Genomic DNA, 19,090 nt, shown 5'->3' on the forward strand with positions numbered 1-19,090 from the left:
CGGCCTATCCTTTTGCCTGTCGGACAGCTGTGTCCCGATCCAACAGATGCAGGAGATCAGATGCGAATTGCGGTTCTTGGCGGCGGTCCGGCGGGTCTTTACTTTGCGATTTCGATCAAGCTGCGCAAACCGGACACCGAAGTGGTTGTGTTCGAGCGGAACAAACCTGATGACACGTTCGGCTGGGGCGTTGTCCTTTCGGATGAAACCCTTGATAACCTTGCGCAAAACGATCCTGAAAGCGCCGAAGTCATTCGCGATCATTTTGCCTATTGGGATGATATCGCCGTGCATCACCAGGGGCAGAAAATGTTGTCCACCGGTCACGGATTCTGCGGCATCGGGCGCAAACGTCTGTTGCTGATCCTGCAACAGCGGGCCCGTGATCTTGGGGTGGATTTGCGGTTTGAAACCCAGATCGAGGCGGCGGGCGATTACGCCGCCGACTATGATGTCGTGGTCGCGGCCGATGGGTTGAATTCACGTACGCGAATGGATTTTGCGGATACGTTCAAACCCGATATCGACATGCGCACCTGCCAGTTCGTCTGGCTGGGCACACACCAGAAATTCGACGACGCGTTCACCTTTATCTTTGAAGACACCGACAAGGGCTGGGTGTGGGCCCATGCCTACCAGTTTGACGACGACACGGCGACTTTCATCGTGGAATGCAGCCAGGCCACGTTTGACGCCTACGGCTTTGCCGATATGTCGCAGGCACAAAGCATCGCGGTGTGCGAAAACATTTTCAAGGATCATCTGGGCGGTCACGCGCTGATGACCAACGCCAACCATATACGCGGATCGGCCTGGATCAAGTTCCCCCGCGTTTTGTGCGAAAAATGGAGCCACGACAACATCGTACTGCTGGGGGATGCGTCTGCCACGGCGCATTTTTCCATCGGATCCGGCACCAAGCTGGCGCTGGAAAGCGCGATTGCGCTGGCCGATTACCTGACCACCAGCCCAACCTTGCAGGATGCGTTCGCCCGTTACGAGGACGAGCGCAGGCTGGAAGTGTTGCGTCTGCAATCGGCGGCGCGCAATTCGGTCGAATGGTTCGAAGATGTCGAACGTTACTTGCATCTTGATCCGGTGCAGCTGAATTATTCCCTGCTGACGCGATCCCAGCGGATCAGCCATGAAAACCTGCGCGAACGCGATCCTGCGTGGCTGGCCAGTGCCGAGGCCTGGTTTCAGGAACAGGCGGGGGCCGCCCCCGCAACACCTGCACGCGCACCAATGTTCGCACCGTTCCGGCTGCGTGACATGCAGCTGAAAAACCGCATCGTCGTATCGCCAATGGCGCAGTACAAGGCGGTGGATGGCTGCCCGACAGACTGGCACCTGATCCATTACGGTGAACGCGCCAAGGGCGGGGCCGGATTGCTGTATACCGAAATGACTTGCGTGTCAGATACCGGCCGGATCACGCCGGGGTGCCCCGGATTATATGCCCCCGAGCACGAAGCCGCCTGGGCACGGCTGAACAGTTTTGTACATTCAGAGACGCAGGCCAAGACCTGCTGCCAGATCGGCCATTCGGGGCGCAAGGGATCAACCTGCGTTGGCTGGGACGGGATGGATAAACCGCTGGAGGCAGGCAACTGGGATCTGATTTCAGCCTCGCCCATTGCTTGGTCGGATGACAACGCAACGCCACGCGCCATGAGCCGCGAAGACATGGACATGGTGCGCGACCAGTTTGTTGCGGCCGCACAGATGGCAGAGCGCGCCGGGTTTGACATGATCGAATTGCACGCGGCGCACGGATACCTGATTTCGTCCTTCATTTCGCCGCTGTCCAACGTCCGGAAAGATGAATATGGCGGATCGCTAAAGAACCGGATGCGATATCCGATTGAAGTCTTCGCGGCCATGCGCGCCGTCTGGCCGGATGCCAAACCGATGTCGGTACGGATTTCGGCCAACGACTGGGCGGGCGAAGATGGGATCACCCCCGAAGACGCGGTGCAAATCGCGCAGATGTTCGAAGCGGCGGGCGCCGATATCATCGACGTCTCTGCTGGCCAGACCTCGACCGGGGCGCAACCGGTTTACGGGCGCATGTTCCAGACGCCGTTTTCAGATCGTATCCGCAATGAAACCGGGATCAGAACCATGGCGGTGGGCAATATTTACGAACCGGATCACGTGAATTCGATCCTGATGGCGGGGCGCGCCGATCTGGTGTGTCTGGCCCGCCCGCATCTGGCCGATCCCTACTGGACGCTACACGCCGCAACCGACATCGGCGACCGGCGCGAACACTGGCCCTTGCCCTACGAGGCGGGGCGCGATCAGGCGTGGCGACTGGCCGACCGGCAGGCCGAAACGGTGGACAAGGTATGAGACAGGTATTGATTACAGGGGGCGGATCGGGCATCGGGCGCGCCATTGCGCGCGATTTTGCAAAAGCGGGCGATCACGTCACGATCACCGGGCGGCGCATGGCAGCATTGCAGGAAACCGATGACGGGCGCGGCATGACCTGCATCACTGCGGATGTTACGAACGAGAATGACGTGACCGCGCTGTTTGACACACGTTTTGATGTGGTGATTGCCAATGCCGGGGCAGGCAAGGCCGCCAAACTGGCCGAAACCAGCCTAAAACACTGGACTGAAACGATAAACGTCAATCTGACCGGCACGTTCCTGACCTTTCGCGGTGCACTGGCGCAGATGCAGGACGGCGGCCGCCTGATTGCCATCGGGTCCATTGCCAGCCTGAAAGGGGCCGCCAATATCGGCGCCTATGCTGCGGCGAAACACGGTGTGCTGGGCCTTGTCCGGTCGCTTGCCATCGAAGTGGCGGGCAAGGGCATCACCTGCAACGCGGTGTGCCCAGGCTATGTCGAAACCGACATGGCCGAGGCTGCTGTGAGCGGGTTGATGGCACGTTTCGATATTGATCGCGCAGCGGCAACGGCCAAAGTGGTTGCGGGCAATCCGGTACGCCGGATGATCACACCGGACGAGGTTGTGGCAGCGGTGCGGTTTCTGGCCTCGCCAGAGGCATCAATGGTGAATGGCCATGCGCTGTCTGTTTCAGGAGGTGAGGTATGAAACCCGACCGTGCACGACTGACCAACCCCGGCCCCGCTTCGAAAGACCGTCTGCGTCTGTGGCTGCGTCTGCTGAAAACAACCCGTCAGGTCGAGGCGCAATTGCGTGAAAACCTGCGGTCGGAGTTTTCATCCACCCTGCCCCGCTTTGACGTGCTGGCGGCGCTGTCACGGTTCGAGTCCGGATTGAAGATGAGCCAACTTTCAGGCGTCTTGCGGGTGTCCAACGGAAATGTCACCGGCATTGTCGACCGTCTGGTGCAAGACGGGCTGGTGATTCGGGTGCCGGTAGAAGGCGACCGGCGCGCATGGCTGGTGCGGCTGACGCAAAAGGGGCGCGAGGATTTCGCCGCGCAGGCCGCAGCCCATGAAAGATGGATAGACGCGATGCTGGCCGAGTTCAGCGCCGAGGACGCTGCCCGCATCGGGGCCCGACTGGACGCGCTGTCAGAGACGTTGGGAGAGGGCGAACCATGAGCGCACGCAGCGACACAAAACACTTTCTGTGCTGGATCGAAAACGGCATCGCGACCGTATCGCTGGACCGGCCCGACCGGAAGAACCCGCTGACCTTTGACAGCTACGCGGAATTGCGCGACTGGTTTCGCGATCTGGTCTATGCCGACGATGTGAATGCGGTTGTCTTTGCATCGAACGGGGGCAATTTCAGTTCGGGCGGCGATGTGCATGACATTATCGGCCCGTTGACCCGGATGAGCATGAAGGAATTGCTGGCCTTTACCCGCATGACCGGCGATCTGGTCAAGGCCATCGTGAATTGCGGCAAACCGGTGATTGCCGCCGTGGATGGCGTGTGCGTGGGCGCAGGTGCGATCATTGCGATGGCATCCGATCTGCGCATCGCCACACCCGCAGCAAAAACCGCGTTTCTGTTTACCCGCGTCGGGCTGGCGGGATGCGATATGGGGGCCTGCGCGATCCTGCCACGGATCATCGGACAGGGCCGTGCGGCGGAACTTTTGTATACCGGGCGCAGCATGAGCGCCGAAGAGGGCGAGCGCTGGGGGTTTTTCAATGCGGTTGTGGCGGCAGACGCTTTGGACGCTGCCGCACAGGACATGGCGGCGCGCATCGCTTCGGGGCCGAATTTCGGGCATATGATGACCAAGACGATGCTGGCACAGGAATGGTCGATGTCCATCGAACAGGCCATCGAGGCCGAGGCGCAGGCGCAGGCGATCTGTATGCAGACGGCCGATTTCGAGCGCGCCTATAATGCGTTCGTGGCCAAGGAAAAACCTGTGTTCGAGGGGGATTGAGATGGCCGGGCGCAACCACGAATGCGGGCATTGCGGGCCGGCGGCGGAGCCTCCGGCGGGGATATTTTCCAACAGAAGAAGCAGGGGCGCGTAGATGGCAGACCGGAGTTTCCTGAACTGGCCGTTTTTCGAGGCGCATCACCGGACGCTGACGGTTGAGCTGGATCAGTGGGCATCGGGTGCTGTCACGAACATCGATCACAGCGATGCAGATGCCACCTGTCGCGCGCTGGTTGGTGCGCTGGGGGATGGCGGGTGGTTGCAGCATTCCGCGATTGATCCTGAGGCGGGGGGCGGGGGCGCGCTGGATGTGCGCCGCCTGTGTCTGATCCGCGAAACGCTGGCGCGTCATGACGGGCTGGCCGATTTTGCCTTTGCGATGCAGGGGCTGGGCACCGGCGCGATTTCCCTGTTCGGCACGCCCGAGCAGAAGGCTGCGTGGTTGCCGCACACGCGCGCGGGCAAGGCGCTGTCGGGGTTTGCCCTGACCGAGCCGCAATCCGGATCGGATGTGGCCAACAGCACGATGACCGCTAGGGAGGATGGCGGCGATTTTGTGATGAACGGCGAAAAGACGTGGATTTCCAATGGCGGCATTGCCGATGTCTATACCGTGTTTGCCCGCACCGGAGAGGCTGAGGGCGCGCGCGGATTATCGGCCTTTGTGGTGCCCGCCGACACGCCCGGCCTTGAAGTGGTGGCACGGCTGGATACGATTGCGCCGCATCCGCTGGCGCATCTGCGCTTTGCCGATTGCCGCATTCCGGCCAGCGCGCTGATCGGGACGCGTGGCGCGGGATTTCGTATTGCGATGTCGGTGCTGGACGTGTTCCGCCCCACCGTCGCGGCGGCGGCACTGGGCTTTGCGCGCCGCGCGCTGGACGAGGCGTTGGCGAGGGTCACACAGCGCCATGTGCAGGGCGCACCGCTGTTTGATCTGCAAATGGTGCAGGGCCATATTGCCGATATGGCGCTGGACGTGGATGCCAGTGCTTTGCTGATTTACCGCGCGGCCTGGGCCAAGGACAGTGGCGCACCCCGTATCAGCCGCGAGGCCGCGATGGCCAAGCTGTTTTCGACCGAACAGGCGCAAAAGGTGATCGACACGGCGGTGCAGCTACATGGCGGCGACGGCGTGAAATCGGGGCAGATCGTTGAACGGTTATACCGCGATATCAGGGCCTTGCGGATATACGAGGGCGCCAGCGATGTGCAAAAAGTGATAATCGCGCGCCAGACGCTGGATGCTTATCAGGGGGACTGACATGCTTGGACCATCTGCCCATACCGACACGTTTGCGCGCGACAACCTGCCGCCCGAGACGGAATGGCCCGATTTTCTGTTGGACGGGTTTGCATACCCGGAGCGTCTGAATGTCGGGGTCGAACTGACCGACAGAATGGTGGACCGCGGGTTTGGCGACAATACAGCGCTGATCGGGAACGGGCGGCGGCGCACCTATAAGGAACTGTCGGACTGGACCAACCGCCTGGCCCACGCGCTGGTGGACAATCTGGGCATCAAGCCGGGCAACCGGGTGCTGATCCGGTCGGCCAACAATCCGGCGATGGTGGCCTGCTGGCTGGCCGCGACCAAGGCGGGGGCGGTGGTGGTGAACACCATGCCGATGCTGCGCGCGGGCGAATTGGGCGCGATCGTGGACAAGGCCCGGATCACCCATGCGCTGTGCGATACGCGGCTGATGGATGAAATGGCGATTTGTGCCAAGGCCAGCAAGACGCTGAAAACTGTCGCAGGCTTTGACGGCACATCGAACCATGATGCCGAACTGGACCGGCTGGCGCTGGAAAAGCCGGTGAAATTCGATGCCGTGGACACCGGGCGCGATGATGTGGCTTTGCTGGGCTTCACATCCGGCACCACCGGATCGCCCAAGGCCACGATGCATTTCCATCGTGACCTGCTGATCATAGCAGACGGGTATGCCAAAGAGGTGCTGAACGTTACCCCCGAGGATGTGTTCATCGGATCGCCGCCTTTGGCCTTTACCTTCGGTCTGGGCGGACTGGCGGTGTTTCCGTTGCGGTTCGGGGCGGCGGCGACCCTGCTGGAAACCGCATCGCCCCCGAACATGATTGAAATCATTGAAAAATACAAAGCCACCGTATGTTTCACCGCGCCCACAGCGTACCGGTTCATGCTGGCCGCGATGGACAAGGGCGCCGATCTGTCGTCGCTGCGCGCCGCCGTGTCTGCGGGGGAAACATTGCCTGCGCCGGTTTACCATGACTGGATCGAAAAGACGGGCAAACCGATGCTGGACGGGATCGGCGCCACGGAACTGCTGCATATCTTCATTTCCAACCGGTTTGACGATCATGCACCTGCCTGCACCGGCAAACCGGTCACGGGTTACGAGGTCAAGATCATCGGGCCGGACGGTGAAACCCTGCCCGATGGCACGGCGGGGCGGCTGGCCGTGCGCGGGCCGACTGGGTGCCGTTACCTCGATGATGCGCGCCAGCGCGATTACGTGCAGGACGGGTGGAACATTACCGGCGACAGTTTCGTGCGCGACGAAAGGGGCGCGCTGCATTTCGTGGCGCGCAATGACGATATGATCGTGTCCAGCGGATACAACATCGCCGGTCCCGAGGTCGAGGCCGCATTGCTGGCCCATGCGGCGGTAGCCGAATGCGCGGTGATCGGCGCGCCGGATGCCGCACGCGGATCGATTGTGCAGGCGCATGTGGTTCTGGCCGAAGGGCACAGAGGCGATGCGGACCTGATCAAAGCCTTGCAGGATCACGTCAAGGCGGTGATCGCACCCTATAAGTACCCGCGCAGCATCGTGTTTACCGATGCGTTGCCCAAGACCCAGACCGGCAAGATCCAACGCTTTCAGCTGCGGAAAGACGCGCCATGACGGGCCACGTCTTTGCCTTTGCGCAAAAAGTGCTGTTCAAACATTGCGATCCGGCGGGCATCGTATTCTATCCGCGCTATTTCGAGATGATGAACGATTGTGTCGAAGCGTTTTTCAGCGACGCGCTGAACGCCCCGTTCGAAGACCTGCACCGCACGGGCGCAACGCCGACGGTGACAATTGAAACCACCTTTCCCGCGCCCAGCCGTCACGGTGATGAACTGATCATCGAATTGCGGATTGTGCGGCTTGGCACCAGCAGTCTGGGCCTGAAAATGCAGGCGTCCTGTAATGGCGACATACGATTTGAAACCACATCCACCCTTGTCAAAGTCGATCGGGACGGACGGCCCGACCCGTGGCCACCCGCGCTGCGCACGGCACTGGCCCCCTATCTAGGAGACACCACATGACCCACAAAACCATTCAGCCAGAAGGGTGGGCCCCGGCCAAAGGCTATGCCAATGCCATGCTGACCGAGGACGGGACGCTGTATGTCGGCGGGCAGATCGGCTGGACTGCCGAACAGGTTTTTGAAACCCATGATTTCATCGGACAGATGGAACAGGCCCTGCGTAATATCGTGGATATTGTCGAAGCATCGGGCGGCACGGTTGCAGACATCACCCGCCTGACGTGGTTCATCATCGACAAACAGGAATATCTGGCCAAACAGCGCGAGGTCGGAGAGGTTTATCGCCGCGTGCTGGGGCGGCATTTTCCGGCCATGTCGATGCTGGTGGTGGCCGGATTGATCGAAGACGAGGCGCTGCTTGAAATCGAAGCCACGGCAGTGATCAGACCGAAACGGTCATAAACCCTCAGCCGCCGCGCTTTTCGGCAATCGCGCGGGCGCGGGCATGGGTTGCGGCAATCTCTTCGGGGCGGGCCTGCTGGCCGGTAAACCCCAGCAGATACATCGGCACCATACGGTTTCGTTCTTCCATGGATTCCTGCAAATCGGCATCGTCATAGCCGATCTGGGTGAAATACAGGATACGCGCGCGGGTTTCCGCCTCGAGCGGATCATAGCCGTAACGCAGGAACATATCGGTCAGCGCCTGCAGGCGTGCGGCGTTCGAACGATCCAGAACGCGGCGCACCTTGCCCGAACTGCGCGCCCAGGCCCGCACCGCGAAATCCAGCGCGGTATTGAACAGATCGGGATCAATGACACATTCAAAGACGTTGCACACCGCGCCTGTGATCGTTTCGGCAGGTTGGCTGGCCTTGGCGACCAATGCGGCGGTATTGGTGTTTTCCCAATCCAGCAAAAGCGCATCGAGCAGGTCCTGGCGACTTTTGAAATACCAGTAGAAACTTGAGCGCGACACGCCCAGCCGGTCGCCCAGCGCCAGAACCTTGACGTGTTCGACCCCGTCGGAAATCAGCACATCCTTGGCCACGTTCAGCCAGTCCTGTTTCGTGACCTTGATGTTCCCGACAAGGGGTTCCTTGTCGGGGTCGTCGCGGTGCAGCAGCGGTGTGACCTTTGATTTCGCCATTGCGTCAGCTTTCTGGCGGGGCGCCGCCAGCGGCGGTGCGCGCGGCGATATCGGCCAGCAGCCGTTCATGGGCAGCGCCGTCAATGGCAGGCCCTGTATCTTCGGCCAGAATACGCTGCCACATTGCTGTGGCGCGGGTGTTGGCATCCAGCGCGCCACGCTCTGTCCAGGTGCCGAAATTTGACAGATCGCCGATCAGCGGTTCGTAAAATTCGGTCTGGTAGCGTTCCATCGTATGGGCGCAGCCAAAGAAATGCCCGCCCGGTTGCACTTCGGCCAGCGCGTCCATGGCAATATCCGCGTCATCGGCTGACGTATTGGCGCAGATTTCGGCAACCATCTGCAACACTTCCACATCGGTGATCAGCTTTTCATAGGATACCGTCAGGCCGCCTTCCAGCCAGCCTGCCGAATGGATCACGACCGTTGCGCCCGCCAACAGGCAGCCCCACACGCCAAACTGCGTTTCATTGGCCGCCTGTGCATCGTTGATATTGGCCGCGCTGCCACTGGCGCAGCGCCACGGCAGCCCCAGCTTGCGCGCCAGTTGCCCGGCGACAATGCTGGCCTTGAAATGTTCCGGCGTGCCAAAGGCCGGCGCACCCGATCTCATATCGACGTTCGATGTGAACGTGCCATAGCAGACAGGCGCGCCGGGATTGGCAAGCTGGGTCAGCGCAATCGCCGCCATCGCTTCGGCGTGGGACAGGGTCATCGCGCCCGCCACAGTGATCGGGGCCATCGCCCCCATCAGGGTGAACGGCGTTACGATTGAAACCTGCCCGGCCTTGGCGAAATCGATCAGGCCCTGCGCCATCGGAATGTCGATCTGGCGCGGAGAATTGGTGTTGATGATGGTATAGCAATGCGAATTGGCGTGAAATTCCGCATCTGTAAGGCCGCGAAAATCACGCAGCATTTCAAAGCTTTCGCGCACTTGCGGCGTGCCACGGGCAAACACGAACGGTACCTTGTCTGTCAGGCTCAGCTGCGCGTCGAGAGTTGCGTAGTGGCGCAGATGCATGGGTACATCCTGCGGTTCGACCAGCGGCGGCACCATGTGCAGCACGTCAAAATGCTGGGTCAGGCGGATCAGTTCCCGGAAATCACGTTCCGATCCGGGGCGGCGCCCGCGTTCCAGATCGGTAGCGTGCGGCGCGCCTGCACCGGGCTGGAAAATCAGGTTGCCCAGTTCCATCACGATATCGCGGTCGCGCACGGCGGCCATCACCGGAAAGGATTTCGGCGCGGTGGCCAGAGCGGCGGTGATAATTTCGCGCCCGATGAACACCATTTCCGCGCTGTCATCCACCTTGGCCCCTGCGGCGCGGTAAAGCGCGCGCGCCTCGGGCAGCAGCACCTTGATGCCCAGCGTTTCCAGCAGGGTCAGCGATGCCTCGTGGATCGCCTCGATCCGGTCCTCGCTGAACAGCGACATCATTGGAAACGGATTGCGCAGATTGCGGTAATCCGTTTTGCGCGTGACGGGCGGGGCATCGTTGCGCGATCTGCGCGACCTTCGCCGCCCCGTGGTTGCGTCGCGCTCCGGGCTGTCTAACTGTGTCATGCGCGCATGGCCTTTCCGGTTGGATCATAAGGAGATGGTGCAATCACCCGCGCGGCGCGTTCCACCCCGACAACGTGCACCGACAGGTCGGTTCCGACAGCCGCATGTGCCGTATCGACCAGCGCCATGGCCAGCGATTTTCCGATGGTGTGGCCATATCCGCCCGAGGTAACGAACCCGATCTGCGCGCCGTCGGCCCAGATCGGTTCATAGCCGCTGGCGTCCGCACCATCGGCGTCGATCTCCAGCGTGACCTGTACCTGCGCCGGCCCGTTTCCGTCGCGCTCCGCCATCGCCGCTTTGCGCCCGACGAAATCGCCCTTGTCCCAGTCGATCCAGCGATCCATTCCGGTCATGCCCGGCGTGTAGGCCTGAGTGAATTCCGCCGACCAGATGCCAAAGCTTTTTTCGATCCGCAGGCTAAGCAAGGCGTTGAACCCGTATTCACGGATATTCTGGTCTGCCCCCGCCTTGAGCAATGCCTGCCGCAGCGTCGCGTGATCGCCCGCGCGGCAATGGATTTCATACCCCAGTTCGCCCGTGACGGACAGGCGGCCAACCTTGGCGCGGATCAGGCCGATATCAAAGGCTCCGCAGCCCATGAACGGCAGTTCACCGATGGGGCCATCCGTCAGCTTTTCGATCACCGCGGCCGATTTCGGCCCTGACAGGGAAAATCCGGCGGTGTCTTCGCCCAGATCACGCAGATGAACGCCATCATCCATATGATCGTTGAACCAGCGCATGTGCCAGGCGCGCAGATAATAGCTGCCCATGATCCACCAAGTTCCATCGCCCCAGTTGAATACCGTCAGATCGCCCTTTAGGCGGCCGTTTTCGCCCAGCATCGGGGCCAGACGTGCGCGCCCCGGTGCGGGCAGGCGGCTGGCCATGATCCGGTTCAGCCAGGGTTCGGCGTTGGGGCCGGACACCTCGAACCGGGAAAAGCCCGAGATATCGAGCAATCCGACATCTTCGCGTACCGCACGACATTCATCCGCGACGATCCTAAACGCGTTCGAACGTTTGAGTGACGGTGTCTCGCGGAACCCCGGTTCGGCAAAGTAAAGCGGCACCTCTAGATCCCAGCTGACACCCCACTGGCAGCCCGCCGCCGTCATCGCGTCATGCGCACCCGACGTTTTCAGCGGGCGGCCCGCCGGCAGTTGTTCGTTGGGATAGGTCATCACGAAGCGGCGGGTGTAAAACTGGCCGGTGGTTTCCTTGATGTATTGCTTGTTTTCCGCAAACGTCCCGTAGCGCGCAACGTCCATGCCGTAAACGTCTGCTTCGGGTTCACCGGTTATGATCCATTCGGCCAGCGATTTGCCCACGCCCCCGCCCTGCAGGAACCCGGCCATCACGGCGCAGGCGGTCCAGTAGCCGCGCTTGCCCGGCACCGGCCCGACCAGCGGGTTACCATCGGGGCTGAAGGTAAACGCGCCGTTGACCCACGTTTTAACGCCAACCTCTTGCAGGCAGGGATAGCGGTTAAAGCCCAGTTCCAGTTCGTGTTCGATGCGGTCGGGGTCTTCCTGCTGCAATTCGAACCCGTATTCCCACGGGGCGCCATCCATCATCCAGTGCTGGTGGTTCACCTCGTATATGCCCAACAGGACACCTTTTTGATCCTGTCGCAGATAGGTAAACCCCTCAAGATCCACGGTCATCGGCACTTCGAAATCGATCTCTTCCAGTTGCGGGATCGTGTCGGAAATCAGGTAGTGATGGTTCAGCGGCGAAACCGGCAGTTCAACACCGGCCATCCGGCCCACCTGTTTGGCCCAAAGTCCGGCTGCGTTGACCACGTGTTCACAATTGATCGTGCCTTTTTCAGTCACGACCTCCCAGCCGTTCAGCGTCTGGTTCAGTTCCAGAACGCGGTTGTGTTCGATCACCGTCGCGCCGCGTTTCTTGGCCGCGCCGGCATAGGCGTGCACCGTGCCTGTGGTATCGATATAGCCTTCTCGATCCGCCCACATGCCGCCCAGCAAGCCATCGCCTGACATGATCGGGTTCAGTTCAACCGCTTCTTCCACGCTGACAAGGCGGCAATCGTCGATCCCGATAGACTGGAACGTACGATAGGCCGATTGCAGCCATTCCCACCGATCCGGCGTGCCCGCCATGGTCAGACCGCCCGTCATGTGCAGGCCGATGTTCTGGCCGCTTTCCTTTTCAATCTCGCTTAGCAGATCGATCGTGTAAGCTTGAAGCTGCGCGATATTCGGGTCCGCATTCAGTGCATGGATGCCGCCAGCCGCATGCCAGCTTGACCCGGCTGTCAGAACCGAACGTTCAATCAGGCACACATCGCTCCAGCCCATTTTGGCAAGGTGATACAACACCGACGCGCCAACAACGCCGCCCCCGATCACGACAACACGGTAATGCGATTTCATGGCAGACTCCCTATGCGTTCAACCTTGCGTGATTCCGTTTCCGCAAGCATTGGACAATAGTGTCCATTTGAATTTTGAAATCAAGCTGCAAAAGCGACCTGCACAGGCAGACCGCCGACAAGTGCCGATCAGTTGTTTTTGGCGTTTTGCGGGCCCGCAACCTCGCGCAGCAAATCAAACTTTACGCGTGTCGAGCTGACCTGCCGGTAAAAGGCAATCAGGAAACTGGTGGGGCCGCGCAACCGGTCCAGACCGATGGTCGCCGCCACGACGGTGCCCACATCCGTGCGCCCGTCCAGAACCAGCAATCCGCCGAGCGCCAACACTGCCACGGTTCCGGCGCCGTTGATCGCGCTTAGCAGGAATTTGGTCGACAGTTTCCAGATGAAAATGCTGCGCCGGGTTTCAAAAATCGCATCAAAATCATCCACCACGGATTGATTGACACGTTCCAGCCCTTCGGCAAGCGACTCGTCCGTGGCACGGCGCAACACATGAACCCGTTCGCCCACCAAACGGTTCACCTGTTTTTGCGTCCCCAGAACCAGAACAACCTGTGGCGCGATCATGCACAGGGCGATCGCCCCCAGAAAAGGCTGGGTTGATGCGATAAAGCCGACAACGCTGATCAATGTACCGAACTGAACCACAGGTTCGGAAAATGCGCTGCCGGTGAATTTGCCCAATTCTTCGGCCTCGGCCGAAATCATCGTGGCCAGCGTGCCGCCACGTTTGCTTTCGGTGAATGTTGCCTTGGCCTCCACCGCACCTTCGTAAATCCGGTTTCGCAGCAGCCGCGTGACATCTTCACCCAGAATACTGGCGCGGTATCCCATCAGCGCCTTCAGCCCCAGACTAAGCGTGATCATTCCCATCATGCCAAGGCACAGACGGATCAGATCACTGTTTTGCAGATCATTCCCTGTCAGCCCGTTGATGATATCCTTTTGATAACTAAGAGGAACAGCCGCCAATGCGGCGATGGCGAGGGACAGCAGGATCAGGACTATCTGACGTTTGCCGCTGACGCGCCAGATCGCGGAGTAAAGCTGGATCACTTCGGCCTCATTTATCACGAATGGTGTTTGAACTCTGTCGTGGAAACACCCAAAGCTCAAGGTTGCACAACTATGTTGAATTGCTTTGACAGCGCAAGTCGGGTCGGCCCATAGTTTACAATAATTCGAAAAGAGCGGGCGAATTCCGACGCGTTCTTTTTCGCCCCGCCAGTATAGTTGTCACGCCATGTCTTATTCCAAACTGTCTCTTCAGGCGCTTGAAATGTTCGAGGTGTTGTCGCGCAGCTTGTCGTTGCAAAAGACGGCGCAAACGATGGGGCTGTCGATCTCGTCTGTTTCGCATCACCTGAACCGGCTTGAGGATGAACTGGGCGTACGTCTGATCGACCGTGCGCACCGGCCAATGGTTCTTACGCCTGCGGGGCAGAATTTTTCTGCGCGCATCGAGGAAGGGCTGCGCCATATCCGGCTGGCCCAGTCGGAAACCGCGATTGGGGGCCTTTATCAGGCGCGGCAGTTGCGCATTGGTGTTATCGAAGATTTCGAAGGTAATATTGTGCCCGATCTGGTGATCAAACTGGCGCAGAACCTGCCGCGGCTGAAGCTGACGCTGCGCACACATCCCAGCCACGAAGCGATCAGTCTGGTCGAGTCCCGCGGCCTGAACCTTGCCATTGCCGCACGCAATCAGGGCACCGATCAGCGCCACGTGGCGCATGATCTGCTGCGCGATCCGTTTGTCATGGTCACACCAAAGTCGCTGGCGGCAGATAATGACACCTATCTTGGGGATGCCGCCGGTGTGCCGTTCCTGCGCTATAATCTGCAACACCAGATCGGCATGCAGATCGAAGCGCATCTGAAACGCAATGGCATCGCGCTGGCCAACCGCCATGAATTTGACAGCAACCAGTCGATCATGGGGCTGATCGCCCACGCTCAGGGATGGACCATCACCACACCTGTCGTGTTGATGCGAACCCAAAGGTTTCTGGACGACGTGAACGTGACCCCGCTGCCCCTCGCCGCGTTCGCGCGCACGATTTCATTGTTCGCAGAACCTGAACACAATGCCGAAACCGCGCTTGTGATTGCCACATTGCTGCGCCGGTTGATGCAGACTCATATCCTTGATCCCTGCCTGCGGCGCTATCCGTGGCTTGAGGACCGGTTGCGCCACAGCGATCAGGCCGCCTAGCGTTTCACGGGCAGGATTGGAAAGCGGTCCTTGATCGCACGGATTTGCCCCTGGGACAGATAATCGGGGTGGTGGCTGGCCAAAATCCCACGCGCCGCGTCGCGCGCCCTTTGCCAGATGTCCGGAGCGCCCTTTTCTGCCCAGGTGATCGGCGCATCGCGATCGGCCAGTTTGGGATAGAAATAATCCCGCTCCATCGCGTTGAATGTGTGGGACGAGCCCAGAAAATGCCCATCGCCCAGAACCGATTGCACAATTGCGCCGTATCCCAGCGTCTCTTCGTTCACTTCGATCCCGCGCAGGGCACGGTACACTGACGACAACATTTCATTGTCCAGAACAAATGCTTCGAAACTGGCCCCCAACAGCGATGCGGTCATGCCCGAGCTTTCATAGATCAGGTTGCCGCCACCCAATCCGGCAGCCAATGCCGTCAGCGCCTTTTCCGCACCGTATTGCGCATCGATTGCCTTGGAATCTGTCATGGACGCGGCAACACCGGATGGCAGGCCAAGCCAGTTCGATACCTGCGCCGAAGCCGCGTTGAGCACGGCGATTTCACCGCCCCCGCCCGCAAAAGCACCGGTGCGCAGATCAATCACCAGCGGCCAGTTGGAAAAGATCATCGGAAACCCCGGCCGGATCGCATGGACCATGACCAGCGAGGCCAATGTTTCCGCCAGCGATTGCGCAAGAAACCCGGCCAGCGTCGCCGGGGCTGTCGCGCCCGACTGTGCGGCGGTGATGCAGGACATGGGGATATTGTGCGCAATGCATTCATAAACGACATCCACCGCGTCTTCGCCATAGCGCATCGGTGAAATGACAGGGCTGATATGGGCCTTGATAAAGGGGCGTTTTGAAAACGCGCCCTCCCCGCCTGCGGCGATATCCAGCATCTGCACGATTGGCGCGACGTACTCGGCAAGGGTAAAGGAAGTTGCCGTTGGTTTGGTCGTGTTGCAGATCAGGGAAAAGGCGGTGTTCACATCCAGCTTGAAATTGTCGGGCACATCGGTGGCAACACAGCACCGTGTGAACCAGCTGACGTTTTCAAGCGTGTCCTGCAACCGTGTGAAATCATGCAAGTCCTGCAATGTCGACGGGCGGTAAAGCCGCGTTTCCAGATCCAGCGTTTGCACCGCCGCCCCGCCGGTGCCGAAATGCACCCGGTCGCCGCCCACCTCGATGGATCGCGTGTCGTCCCGCCCGTGCAGTACGAATTTCTTGGCAGCCGCCGCAATGGCGTCTTCGACAAGGGTGCGGGGAAAGCCCAGCCTGCCATTCGGCAACACCTGCGCGCCCGCTGCCGTCAGATCGTCGTAAAGGCGCGTCGGCACCTCGCCCATGCCCAGTTCGGCCAGCAATTTCAAAGCAGTGTCGTATATGGCCTGCACATCTTGGTCAGACAAAGGCCTGTACTGCCCGCCAACCTGCCCCGGCGGGCATGGATCGAACACCGGTTTGGCCGCGCGTTTTTCCAAACGCTGCGCGCGCCCGCCCGTGCGCTGCGATCCTGTCCTGTTGCCCATTGCGCTGTCTCCCTGCTCGGATCAAAGAAAAGGCGGGGCGGAGCAGCGGCGCAAGCCCGCACATGCGCCCGCAGATTTATCGAATATCAGTTCCGATTTTTTCGAAGGTATGCGCCGAAGCTTGACCAAGGGTGCATTTGACAGCGAATTGAACCCGACATTTTTTTCGGAGGCATCATGAAATCCCAGGTTCGCGTCGTCGTGATAGGCGGTGGCATCGCAGGCTGTTCAACACTTTATCACCTGACACAGGAAGGATGGAGCGATGTGATGCTGCTGGAACGCAATGAATTGACCAGCGGGACCACATGGCATTCGGCGGCGCAGGTGACCAATTTCGGGATGAACCAGACGATGGTGGGTCTGAAAACCCATTCGATCAACCTTTACAAGGAACTGGCGGAAGATCCGGAATATCCGATCAACTATCACCATGCCGATGGTGGTATCCGTCTGGCCAACACACCCGAACAGATGGAAGGCTATCGCCATTTCGCATCCATGGCGCGCGGCATGGGCGTGGAATTCGAAGTGATTGATGCAGATGAATGCGCCCGTCGCCATCCACTGATTTCAACCGATAACCTGCTGGGTGGCCTGTGGGATCCGCTGGATGGCGACATTGATCCGGCGCAACTGTGCCAGGCGCTGGCGCGGCGCGCGCGCAACGCAGGGGCCGAAGTGCACCGCAACACGCCTGTGACCGGCCTGACGCAGCACAAGGATCATTCCTGGACCGTGCACACCGAAAAAGGCGATGTGCGGGCCGAAATCGTGGTTAACGCCTGCGGCTACCGCGTGAACGAGGTGGGCGCGATGATGGGTGTGCACCACCCGGTGATGTCGATGGAACACCAGTATTTCCTGACCGAACCGATTGCAGCCATCGAAAACGCGGGGCACCGGATGCCGCTGCTGCGCTGTCCGATCAGCGATTATTACTGCCGTCAGGAAAAGAACGGTCTGCTGGTCGGGTTTTATGAACAGAACTGCAAGACATGGGGCATGGACGGGATCGATCCGAATTTCGTCAACGCCCTGTGCCCCGATGATCTGGATCGTGTGACGGATGTTCTGGAAGGTGCGTTTGCGCGAATGCCCGCATTGATGGAAACCGGCATTCATACGGTGGTGAATGGCCCGATCACCTACACGATCGACGGCGCGCCGCTGGTTGGCCCGATCCCCGGCAAACGCAATGCGTTCTGCATCATCGGCCTGCGCGCCGGATTGGGCGAAGGCGGCGGGCATGGCTGGCTGCTGGCGCAACAGATCGTACATGGCGAGGCGTGTTACGACACCTGGGTCACCGACCCGCGCCGTTTCACCGGCCATGCCAATGTGGAACTGACGGCCCTGAAGGCGATCGAGGATTACCAGAACGAATTCCGCTTTCATTTCCCGCATGAACACCGCCCTGCGGGCCGCCCGATGAAAACCACGCCACTGACGCCGGTTCTGGCCGCCGAAGGAGCCGCATTCGGCGTTGTGAACGGATGGGAGCGGGTTGAATACATCAAGCCGACACCCGATTTTCACGAAACCCACTGCTTTCGGTTCAACGAAGCGTTCGACGTGATCGCATCCGAAGTCGCGGCGGTGCAGAACGCGGTGGGCCTGACCGAAATCAGCGGGTTCAACCGCTACGAGATGACCGGTTCGGGTGCGCATGATTTTCTGGATAGGATGATCTGCGGGCGGGTCACCCGGGCGCGGGGCAAAGTGGGGCTGGGGTATCTGCTGAACCACAATGGCATGCTCAAGGCCGAGGCAACGATCGCCAATCTGCCGGATGGCCGCATCTGGTACGGATCGGCGGCAGCGGCGGAATACCACGATATGGACTGGTTGCAGATGCATCTGCGCGATGATGAAGACGTGCAGATCAGATCGCTGACCAATGACCACACGATTCTGGTGCTGGCCGGCCCCAAGGCGCGTGACGTGCTGTCTGCCGCATCGCGCGGCGACTGGTCGGCGGCGGCGTTTCCATGGCTGAGTGTGCGCGAGGCGTTTGTCGGGATTGCTCCGGCGATTGTCATGTCGGTCAGCTTTTCCGGCGAACTGGCCTATGAAATCCATGTGCCCAATGCGCAGCTTTACGCGGCCTACCTGGCGCTGCGCGCGGCGGGCAAGACGCACGGGCTGCGCCTGTTCGGATCACGCGCGGTCGAATCGATGCGGCTGGAAAAAGGCTACCTGCACTGGAAATCCGATATCCTGACCGAATTTGATCCCTATGAAACAGGGCTGGACCGGTTCGTATCCACAAAGAAAACCGATTACATCGGCGCTGCCGCACTGGCCGAACGCGCCGCAAACGGCCCGTCGCGCAAACTGGTCACGCTGGAGGTTACCTGCAACACCGCCCCCGCCCATGGCGGCGCATCAGTGATGCAGGGCGACAGGGTTGTGGGCACCGTCACCTCGGGTGATTGGGGGCACCGCGTGGGCAAGAACCTTGCCCTTGCGTTCCTGCTGCCCGATCTGGCCGGTCTCGGCAGTACGGTCGACATTGATATTCTGGGCGAACGCTATCGCGCCACCGTGATCGCGCCGGGCCCATATGATCCCGACAATACGCGGGTGAAGGGGGCGTAAAATCGCGGTTCTGCGGCTGATGCGGATT

General features: G+C 60.3%; 15 protein-coding genes. 10 read left to right on the forward strand and 5 right to left on the reverse strand.

Going from position 1 to position 19,090, the window contains the following annotated elements; all coding sequences use genetic code 11:
• Positions 1-60: 60 nt before the first annotated feature.
• The 8 genes from OLX72_RS02050 (at position 61) to OLX72_RS02085 (ending at position 8,055) form a co-directional block, all read left to right on the forward strand.
• Positions 61-2,355: a bifunctional salicylyl-CoA 5-hydroxylase/oxidoreductase gene (locus OLX72_RS02050; RefSeq protein ID WP_433989676.1), complete on the forward strand. Its 2,295-nt coding sequence runs from the start codon at positions 61-63 to the stop codon at positions 2,353-2,355.
• The gene (locus OLX72_RS02055) at positions 2,352-3,071 is read left to right on the forward strand and encodes an SDR family NAD(P)-dependent oxidoreductase (RefSeq protein WP_433989677.1); all 720 of its coding nucleotides are present in this window, start codon (positions 2,352-2,354) and stop codon (positions 3,069-3,071) included. Before OLX72_RS02050 ends, OLX72_RS02055 begins: the two co-directional genes overlap by 4 nt.
• Positions 3,068-3,547, forward strand: coding sequence for a MarR family winged helix-turn-helix transcriptional regulator (locus OLX72_RS02060; protein ID WP_114869076.1), 480 nt, complete (start codon positions 3,068-3,070; stop codon positions 3,545-3,547). The genes OLX72_RS02055 and OLX72_RS02060 overlap by 4 nt, the downstream gene beginning before the upstream one ends.
• Complete coding sequence (locus tag OLX72_RS02065) at positions 3,544-4,350, forward strand: enoyl-CoA hydratase family protein (protein WP_114869075.1); 807 nt, start codon at positions 3,544-3,546, stop codon at positions 4,348-4,350. The genes OLX72_RS02060 and OLX72_RS02065 overlap by 4 nt, the downstream gene beginning before the upstream one ends.
• 94 nt (positions 4,351-4,444) lie before the next feature.
• Entirely contained in the window at positions 4,445-5,614 is a 1,170-nt protein-coding gene (locus OLX72_RS02070; protein ID WP_114869074.1) for an acyl-CoA dehydrogenase family protein, read from the forward strand.
• Position 5,615: 1 nt separating this feature from the next.
• A complete protein-coding gene (locus OLX72_RS02075; RefSeq protein WP_114869073.1) occupies positions 5,616-7,238 on the forward strand; it encodes an AMP-binding protein in 1,623 nt (540 codons plus the stop codon).
• The gene (locus tag OLX72_RS02080) at positions 7,235-7,651 is read left to right on the forward strand and encodes an acyl-CoA thioesterase (RefSeq protein ID WP_114869072.1); all 417 of its coding nucleotides are present in this window, start codon (positions 7,235-7,237) and stop codon (positions 7,649-7,651) included. Before OLX72_RS02075 ends, OLX72_RS02080 begins: the two co-directional genes overlap by 4 nt.
• Positions 7,648-8,055 carry a RidA family protein gene (locus OLX72_RS02085; protein ID WP_114869071.1) on the forward strand — a complete coding sequence of 136 codons (408 nt, stop codon included), beginning with the start codon at positions 7,648-7,650 and terminating at the stop codon, positions 8,053-8,055. The genes OLX72_RS02080 and OLX72_RS02085 overlap by 4 nt, the downstream gene beginning before the upstream one ends.
• 4 nt (positions 8,056-8,059) lie before the next feature.
• Here the strand turns inward: OLX72_RS02085 and OLX72_RS02090 are convergent, their stop codons facing one another.
• From OLX72_RS02090 to OLX72_RS02105, 4 genes are all read right to left on the reverse strand, one after another.
• Complete coding sequence (locus tag OLX72_RS02090; RefSeq protein ID WP_114872088.1) at positions 8,060-8,743, reverse strand: TetR/AcrR family transcriptional regulator; 684 nt, start codon at positions 8,741-8,743, stop codon at positions 8,060-8,062.
• 4 nt (positions 8,744-8,747) lie between these two features.
• Positions 8,748-10,310, reverse strand: a complete 1,563-nt coding sequence (locus OLX72_RS02095) for a trimethylamine methyltransferase family protein (RefSeq protein WP_433989678.1) — start codon at positions 10,308-10,310, stop codon at positions 8,748-8,750.
• On the reverse strand, positions 10,307-12,712 hold the full coding sequence (locus OLX72_RS02100; RefSeq protein WP_433989679.1) for a GcvT family protein: 2,406 nt from the start codon (positions 12,710-12,712) through the stop codon (positions 10,307-10,309). Before OLX72_RS02100 ends, OLX72_RS02095 begins: the two co-directional genes overlap by 4 nt.
• A 128-nt stretch (positions 12,713-12,840) precedes the next feature.
• Positions 12,841-13,770 carry an ABC transporter transmembrane domain-containing protein gene (locus OLX72_RS02105; protein WP_433989680.1) on the reverse strand — a complete coding sequence of 310 codons (930 nt, stop codon included), beginning with the start codon at positions 13,768-13,770 and terminating at the stop codon, positions 12,841-12,843.
• 187 nt (positions 13,771-13,957) lie between these two features.
• Here OLX72_RS02105 and OLX72_RS02110 point away from each other — a divergent pair, with 187 nt between their 5' ends.
• On the forward strand, positions 13,958-14,929 hold the full coding sequence (locus OLX72_RS02110) for a LysR family transcriptional regulator (protein ID WP_114869068.1): 972 nt from the start codon (positions 13,958-13,960) through the stop codon (positions 14,927-14,929).
• Here the strand turns inward: OLX72_RS02110 and OLX72_RS02115 are convergent.
• On the reverse strand, positions 14,926-16,461 hold the full coding sequence (locus OLX72_RS02115; RefSeq protein ID WP_433989681.1) for a trimethylamine methyltransferase family protein: 1,536 nt from the start codon (positions 16,459-16,461) through the stop codon (positions 14,926-14,928). The two genes, OLX72_RS02110 and OLX72_RS02115, sit on opposite strands and share 4 nt — an antisense overlap.
• A 177-nt stretch (positions 16,462-16,638) precedes the next feature.
• Between OLX72_RS02115 and OLX72_RS02120 the strand changes: the two genes are divergently transcribed.
• The gene (locus tag OLX72_RS02120; RefSeq protein WP_433989682.1) at positions 16,639-19,062 is read left to right on the forward strand and encodes a GcvT family protein; all 2,424 of its coding nucleotides are present in this window, start codon (positions 16,639-16,641) and stop codon (positions 19,060-19,062) included.
• The last annotated feature ends 28 nt before the right edge of the window (positions 19,063-19,090 follow it).

The sequence above is a fragment of the Sulfitobacter sp. TBRI5 genome (assembly GCF_051013555.1).
Classification (GTDB): Bacteria; Pseudomonadota; Alphaproteobacteria; order Rhodobacterales; family Rhodobacteraceae; genus JL08.

Coding starts and splice junctions, on each gene's coding strand:
- OLX72_RS02065 (WP_114869075.1), top strand. CDS start 3,544: ATGAGCGCACGCAGCGACACAAAACACTTTCTGTGCTGGATCGAAAAC.
- OLX72_RS02070 (WP_114869074.1), top strand. CDS start 4,445: ATGGCAGACCGGAGTTTCCTGAACTGGCCGTTTTTCGAGGCGCATCAC.
- OLX72_RS02100 (WP_433989679.1), bottom strand. CDS start 12,712: ATGAAATCGCATTACCGTGTTGTCGTGATCGGGGGCGGCGTTGTTGGC.
- OLX72_RS02090 (WP_114872088.1), bottom strand. CDS start 8,743: ATGGCGAAATCAAAGGTCACACCGCTGCTGCACCGCGACGACCCCGAC.
- OLX72_RS02075 (WP_114869073.1), top strand. CDS start 5,616: ATGCTTGGACCATCTGCCCATACCGACACGTTTGCGCGCGACAACCTG.
- OLX72_RS02060 (WP_114869076.1), top strand. CDS start 3,068: ATGAAACCCGACCGTGCACGACTGACCAACCCCGGCCCCGCTTCGAAA.
- OLX72_RS02095 (WP_433989678.1), bottom strand. CDS start 10,310: ATGACACAGTTAGACAGCCCGGAGCGCGACGCAACCACGGGGCGGCGA.
- OLX72_RS02050 (WP_433989676.1), top strand. CDS start 61: ATGCGAATTGCGGTTCTTGGCGGCGGTCCGGCGGGTCTTTACTTTGCG.
- OLX72_RS02110 (WP_114869068.1), top strand. CDS start 13,958: ATGTCTTATTCCAAACTGTCTCTTCAGGCGCTTGAAATGTTCGAGGTG.
- OLX72_RS02055 (WP_433989677.1), top strand. CDS start 2,352: ATGAGACAGGTATTGATTACAGGGGGCGGATCGGGCATCGGGCGCGCC.
- OLX72_RS02115 (WP_433989681.1), bottom strand. CDS start 16,461: ATGGGCAACAGGACAGGATCGCAGCGCACGGGCGGGCGCGCGCAGCGT.
- OLX72_RS02080 (WP_114869072.1), top strand. CDS start 7,235: ATGACGGGCCACGTCTTTGCCTTTGCGCAAAAAGTGCTGTTCAAACAT.
- OLX72_RS02120 (WP_433989682.1), top strand. CDS start 16,639: ATGAAATCCCAGGTTCGCGTCGTCGTGATAGGCGGTGGCATCGCAGGC.
- OLX72_RS02085 (WP_114869071.1), top strand. CDS start 7,648: ATGACCCACAAAACCATTCAGCCAGAAGGGTGGGCCCCGGCCAAAGGC.